The organism is Mycobacterium attenuatum (genome assembly GCF_900566085.1).
GTDB lineage: Bacteria > Actinomycetota > Actinomycetes > Mycobacteriales > Mycobacteriaceae > Mycobacterium > Mycobacterium attenuatum.
This window is the reverse complement of record NZ_UPHT01000008.1, coordinates 70,629-76,898: the sequence shown is the minus strand read 5'-3', so window position 1 is coordinate 76,898 and position 6,270 is coordinate 70,629. Positions and strand designations below refer to the sequence as shown.

The following is a 6,270-nucleotide window of genomic DNA, read 5'->3' as shown; positions in this document are numbered from 1 at the left end:
TCCTACCGCCAACGCACCCGACCCGGCCAACTTGACCCCGACCATCCCAACGACCATCCTCAATAACGCGCCACGGTGGTCCCATCCCCCTGGCAATCAGGTGGTCCCATCACCCTGGCAAGCGACAAAGGCCGACCTCAAGCGCATCCAAGACACCCTCAACCAACGACCCCGACCCACCCTGGGCCTCGACACACCCGCCCAGCGCCTCGCCGCGCTACTCAACCACCCCGCCTCAACCACCGATGTCGCACTGAACACTTGACTTCAAGGCCGCGATGTCGAGCTGAGTTCACGTTCGGCGCGTCGCCGCTAACAGTGGACGGAAGCGGGCCGGGCCGCGACCCCGTGAGCATCTCGAAACGGCGGTAGCCGCCCCGAGCATTGTCACGTCGGGTGCCCTGCGGGAAGGCCGCCGACGGATACGCCTCCAGTGGAAGCTGGAGAGGCAGCACCCGCGGGCTGGTCCAGGCGCGACGGCAGCTTGGCCGCAAGTTTTTTGTGAGCCCGAAAGCGATTTGTCACACTCGCGGTCGGCGCGGGCCTAAAAATGTAGGCGACAGCAGCAGAAAGCATTCATTCTTAATTGGTCTGCTGCACCATAACCGTACACTTGCTCGTAACTTTTAATTTGGCGAGGCTCGGTCCCAGTAGTCTACAATCCCCGCGCAGCCGTCAGAACACGCGCGATTGCGGTAAGTGCCGCGACCGCGGCAGCGCCCAGGCCGTGCGCCCGGGAGCCAGTCACTTGGCCGCATGAGCGGCGTGATCGGCCCTCGACCGCGACCGGCGCGCCGAATCTCCCGAGACATCCGGCATCCGCTAAGCGTCCGAACATGCAGGTAACCATGGGTTTTATCAGGCCGCAGCCAAGACCGAGCCGATGAGCGGCGCGGAGGTTCGTCACCCAGAGTGGAAACGGATCAGCGGGCGCCCCGACCGCGGGCAGCGCAATGACGCCAATCGCGCTGTCCATAGAAGCTTCATAGGAAGCTCACAAAAGATATGAAGCAGGCATGAGTAAAAATCGCCGTGATTTTAACGGAACGCCGTGATCAGGGTTAATCGGGTGGCGTCAGCCACTTTCAACCGTTGGATAAGCCGATAAGTATCTCGGCCTAGGCAGGGCTTAGACGCAAGTGCAACACACAACAATTGCATAGACAATATGTGAACAGCATGTAGGCAGCACATACACAGCATGCGCACAGGGTCTGGGTCGACACACTGACAACTTGGTGGGAGGCACCTCATGTCGTTCGTCCGTACGTATCCAGAACACCTAGCGGCCGCGGCCGCCAATCTGGCGTCCATTGGTGCGGCGTTGAACGCCGGCAACGCCGCGGCGGCGGGCCCCACCACCGGGGTGGTTCCCGCCGCTGTCGACGAAGTGTCGATCTTGACGGCGGCGCAGTTTGCTTCCCACGGCGCCCGGTTCCAGGAGTTGCACGCGCGGGCAGCGCAGATCCAAGCGGCGTTGACGGCGGCGTTGGCCACCAGTGCGGGTTCCTACGCCGAGACCGAAGCGGCCAACGCGGTCGCGGCGCATTGAGCGGCCTGGGGATCAGGGGCTTGTGATGGTGGACTACGGATCGTTGCCGCCCGAGATCAACTCGGCGCGGATCTATGCTGGCCCCGGTGCCAGCTCTTTGGTCAGTGCAGCGGCGGCATGGAGCGGGCTGACCTCCGAGCTGCAGGCCGCAGTGGCGGGTCATCGGTCGGTGATTGATGCGCTGACCGCCGGCCCGTGGCTGGGGCCGGCGGCGGTGAAGCTGCTTGCGGCGGTCAGCCCGTTCATCACCTGGCTAGACATCAGCGCCGAGCAGGCCGCCCAGTCGGCCAGCCAGGCCAGCGTGGCCGCAACCGCCTACGAGACCGCGCGCCTGGCCAGCGTCCCCCCGCCGGTGATCGCGGCCAACCGCGCGCTGCTAGCGCAGCTGGTCACGACCAACCTGTTGGGCCAAAACACCCCGGCCATCGGAACCACCGAGGCCCAGTACGCCGAATTCTGGGCTCAAGATTCCAGCGCGATGTACACCTATGCCAGCAACGCCGCCGCAGCCACCCAGATGCCCGATTTGCCGCAACCGGCCGCAGTGGTGGACCCCGGCGGGTTGGCCGACCAGGCCGTCGCGGTCTTTAAGGCTCAGCATCAAGCCGTCATGACCAACGTGAGAAACGTCATGGACCCATGGGGCGCACGGATCAGCGACATGCTCAAAACGCTGTCGTCACCGATCAACGGTCCGGCGATGGACGCCTGGCTTGTGGCCAACACCCCGCTTGACGACATCGTCCCGCTCTACAGCAAATACCTCTCGCCCTACATGAACTCAATGGCGGCCATGATCCAGTCGACGCAGACCATCGGCCAAAACACCAGCGGCTGGTCGGGCATCGGCAACCTGGCCAACACGCTGTTTAAGCCTGCAGCTGCTGCCCCGGCCGCGGCCAAAGCCGCCGAAGGCGCCGCATCAGCAGCCGGCGCGGCCGCCAGCGGCGCCGGGCAAGCCGCGGGCAACCTCGGGGCCAGCGCCGGTGGAGTGGCCGCGGGTCTGGGTAAATCGGTGGGCATCGGCGGCTTGTCGGCACCGGCCAGTTGGGTCCCCTGGCAGGCCACCACCAATCCCGGAATCGCCGGCGCGGTGTCGGCCAGCCTCGAGACAGGCACCAACAGCTTTCCCATGGCACCGCCGCTGGGCCAGTTCGTCAACGGCGGCGGCTTCGGCCGCAACCAGCCGATATACGGGTTCAAACCCTCCGTCATCGCCAAACCCCCGGCCGCCGGTTAGCGGCCGGATCAGCGCAGCGGCTGACTCAGCGATCACCAGGCATCAAGGGATAAACAGGCGATGGTCGATTACGGGTTGTTGCCGCCCGAGGTCAACTCCGGGCGCATCTACACCGGGCCGGGGGTAGGTCCGATGCTGGCCGCAGCAACAGCATGGGCCGGACTGGCCGCTGACGTGCAGACCGCCGCAACAGGTCATCGCTCGGTCATCTCCGAACTGACCAGCGGTCCCTGGCAAGGGCCCGCCTCGGCGGCCGCACTTACGGCGGTCAGTCCATTCATCATCTGGCTCGACAGCAGCGCCGAGCAAGCCGCACAAGCCGCAACCCACGCGCTCGCAGCAGCGGCCGCCTACGAAACAGCATTCGCCGCGACGGTTCCACCGCCGGTGATCGCGGCCAACCGCGCATTGCTAGCAGCTTTGATCGCCACCAACTTCTTCGGCCAAAACACCCCCACCATCGCCGCCACCGAAGCCCTCTACCTGGAATTCTGGGCACAAGACGCCGCAGCGATGTACACCTACGCCGCCAACTCCGCAACAGCCACCCAACTCACCGAACTACCCGAACCCGCCGAAGTCGTAGACCCCCACGGGCTGACCAACCAAGCCACCACAGCCCTCAAATCCCAAACCAGCAACACCTACACCAACATCATGCAAACGCTCTCACAAGTCGACGCCCGCGTTTCCGGCGTGCTGCAAACACTATCGTCGCCGATCAACGGCACAGCCATCGACCAATGGATCATCGCCAACACCCCCTTCGACGACATCGTCCCCCTCTACAGCAAATACCTCTCCCCCTACATGAACTCGGTGGCATTCGGGTTTCAAGACACGCTCTTCCTTGGTGACGAAACCGCCGGCTTTGCCAAGCTCGGCAGTCTTGCCAACGATCTAGGCAGCGCTGCTCAGGCGGCCCAGCAGGCGGCGCAGGCGGCCGAGGCCGCAGCGTCTGCCGCGGCCAGTGCCGGGTCCAATCTCGCGGCCAACGTCGGGGGCGGCATCGGCGGCGTGGCCGCAAGCCTGGGCAAAGCAATTCCGCTCGGCGGACTGTCCGTACCCGCAAGCTGGACCACAGCTCCCGGCACAACCAATCCGACGGTCGCAGCACTCACCAACGCCACCACGATTCCCGCCACCACACCAGCCGCCGCCAACGGCACCCCAGTCGCCCCACCCTTCGGACAATTCGTCAACAGCGGCAGAGGCCGAAAACTCCCCTCCTACGGATTCCGACTCACCTTCATGACCAAACCACCAGCAGCCGGCTAACAGACAACGCACCAGCCGCTCACTGCACCGGGTCCAGTGCGGCCGCCAGAGCGCCTTGCGTTGCTGCCAATGACCGAACTGATGTGCCATCGTTAGCTTTTGATGTCTGCATCGACATGCTGCCCACGACGGGCGCACCGGTGCGTCCGGGATCTACTGCTCCATGACGAGTCGGTCGCCGCGATTGGCGGCAGCCATTCCGAATACTTTGAAAAGGACTCCGAATACAAGGACTATGTCGTCCCACCCACGGCATTCGCCGACGACGAGATAAGGTCGCCGGCCAGATACGCCATGGCCAACGAATCAGGCTCGTAGAATCTGCGGCCCGGCTCAGACGCGGCAGCAGCTTAGCCGCCGAACCGTCGAGCAACCCGAGAGCAACCCTTCAAGACCCCAACCGCCTGGTGAAAGCGAAAACCACAGCAAAAATCGTGGTGATTTTGAGGAAACGCCGTGATCAGGGTTAATCGGGTGGCGTCAGCCACTTTCAACCGTTGGATAAGCCGATAAGTATCTCGGCCTAGGCAGGGCTTAGACGCAAGTGCAACACACAACAATTGCATAGACAATATGTGAACAGCATGTAGGCAGCACATACACAGCATGCGCACAGGGTCTGGGTCGACACACTGACAACTTGGTGGGAGGCACCTCATGTCGTTCGTCCGTACGTATCCAGAACACCTAGCGGCCGCGGCCGCCAATCTGGCGTCCATTGGTGCGGCGTTGAACGCCGGCAACGCCGCGGCGGCGGGCCCCACCACCGGGGTGGTTCCCGCCGCTGTCGACGAAGTGTCGATCTTGACGGCGGCGCAGTTTGCTTCCCACGGCGCCCGGTTCCAGGAGTTGCACGCGCGGGCAGCGCAGATCCAAGCGGCGTTGACGGCGGCGTTGGCCACCAGTGCGGGTTCCTACGCCGAGACCGAAGCGGCCAACGCGGTCGCGGCGCATTGAGCGGCCTGGGGATCAGGGGCTTGTGATGGTGGACTACGGATCGTTGCCGCCCGAGATCAACTCGGCGCGGATCTATGCTGGCCCCGGTGCCAGCTCTTTGGTCAGTGCAGCGGCGGCATGGAGCGGGCTGACCTCCGAGCTGCAGGCCGCAGTGGCGGGTCATCGGTCGGTGATTGATGCGCTGACCGCCGGCCCGTGGCTGGGGCCGGCGGCGGTGAAGCTGCTTGCGGCGGTCAGCCCGTTCATCACCTGGCTAGACATCAGCGCCGAGCAGGCCGCCCAGTCGGCCAGCCAGGCCAGCGTGGCCGCAACCGCCTACGAGACCGCGCGCCTGGCCAGCGTCCCCCCGCCGGTGATCGCGGCCAACCGCGCGCTGCTAGCGCAGCTGGTCACGACCAACCTGTTGGGCCAAAACACCCCGGCCATCGGAACCACCGAGGCCCAGTACGCCGAATTCTGGGCTCAAGATTCCAGCGCGATGTACACCTATGCCAGCAACGCCGCCGCAGCCACCCAGATGCCCGATTTGCCGCAACCGGCCGCAGTGGTGGACCCCGGCGGGTTGGCCGACCAGGCCGTCGCGGTCTTTAAGGCTCAGCATCAAGCCGTCATGACCAACGTGAGAAACGTCATGGACCCATGGGGCGCACGGATCAGCGACATGCTCAAAACGCTGTCGTCACCGATCAACGGTCCGGCGATGGACGCCTGGCTTGTGGCCAACACCCCGCTTGACGACATCGTCCCGCTCTACAGCAAATACCTCTCGCCCTACATGAACTCAATGGCGGCCATGATCCAGTCGACGCAGACCATCGGCCAAAACACCAGCGGCTGGTCGGGCATCGGCAACCTGGCCAACACGCTGTTTAAGCCTGCAGCTGCTGCCCCGGCCGCGGCCAAAGCCGCCGAAGGCGCCGCATCAGCAGCCGGCGCGGCCGCCAGCGGCGCCGGGCAAGCCGCGGGCAACCTCGGGGCCAGCGCCGGTGGAGTGGCCGCGGGTCTGGGTAAATCGGTGGGCATCGGCGGCTTGTCGGCACCGGCCAGTTGGGTCCCCTGGCAGGCCACCACCAATCCCGGAATCGCCGGCGCGGTGTCGGCCAGCCTCGAGACAGGCACCAACAGCTTTCCCATGGCACCGCCGCTGGGCCAGTTCGTCAACGGCGGCGGCTTCGGCCGCAACCAGCCGATATACGGGTTCAAACCCTCCGTCATCGCCAAACCCCCGGCCGCCGGTTAGCGG

Annotated in this window: 6 protein-coding genes; all 6 read left to right on the top strand. The window is 64.9% G+C overall.

What is annotated here, in order from left to right; genetic code table 11:
- A partial coding sequence (locus EET13_RS30810; RefSeq protein WP_136623078.1) for a hypothetical protein occupies positions 1–265 on the top strand: 265 nt, incomplete at its 5' end.
- Between the two features lie 987 nt (positions 266–1,252).
- The gene (locus EET13_RS01930) at positions 1,253–1,552 is read left to right on the top strand and encodes a PE family protein (protein WP_122440699.1); all 300 of its coding nucleotides are present in this window, start codon (positions 1,253–1,255) and stop codon (positions 1,550–1,552) included.
- 25 nt (positions 1,553–1,577) lie between these two features.
- On the top strand, positions 1,578–2,792 hold the full coding sequence (locus tag EET13_RS01925; protein WP_122440698.1) for a PPE family protein: 1,215 nt from the start codon (positions 1,578–1,580) through the stop codon (positions 2,790–2,792).
- A gap of 60 nt (positions 2,793–2,852) precedes the next feature.
- Complete coding sequence (locus tag EET13_RS01920; RefSeq protein WP_122440697.1) at positions 2,853–4,070, top strand: PPE family protein; 1,218 nt, start codon at positions 2,853–2,855, stop codon at positions 4,068–4,070.
- 657 nt (positions 4,071–4,727) lie between these two features.
- Positions 4,728–5,027 (top strand): PE family protein, encoded by a 300-nt coding sequence (locus EET13_RS01910; protein ID WP_122440699.1) that lies wholly within the window; start codon positions 4,728–4,730, stop codon positions 5,025–5,027.
- A 25-nt stretch (positions 5,028–5,052) separates the two neighbouring features.
- A complete protein-coding gene (locus EET13_RS01905) occupies positions 5,053–6,267 on the top strand; it encodes a PPE family protein (RefSeq protein ID WP_122440698.1) in 1,215 nt (404 codons plus the stop codon).
- The last annotated feature ends 3 nt before the right edge of the window (positions 6,268–6,270 follow it).

Excerpts from the sequence above, each read along its gene's own strand:
- EET13_RS01930 (WP_122440699.1), top strand. The coding sequence starts at position 1,253 with ATGTCGTTCGTCCGTACGTATCCAGAACACCTAGCGGCCGCGGCCGCC.
- EET13_RS01925 (WP_122440698.1), top strand. The coding sequence starts at position 1,578 with ATGGTGGACTACGGATCGTTGCCGCCCGAGATCAACTCGGCGCGGATC.
- EET13_RS01920 (WP_122440697.1), top strand. The coding sequence starts at position 2,853 with ATGGTCGATTACGGGTTGTTGCCGCCCGAGGTCAACTCCGGGCGCATC.
- EET13_RS01910 (WP_122440699.1), top strand. The coding sequence starts at position 4,728 with ATGTCGTTCGTCCGTACGTATCCAGAACACCTAGCGGCCGCGGCCGCC.
- EET13_RS01905 (WP_122440698.1), top strand. The coding sequence starts at position 5,053 with ATGGTGGACTACGGATCGTTGCCGCCCGAGATCAACTCGGCGCGGATC.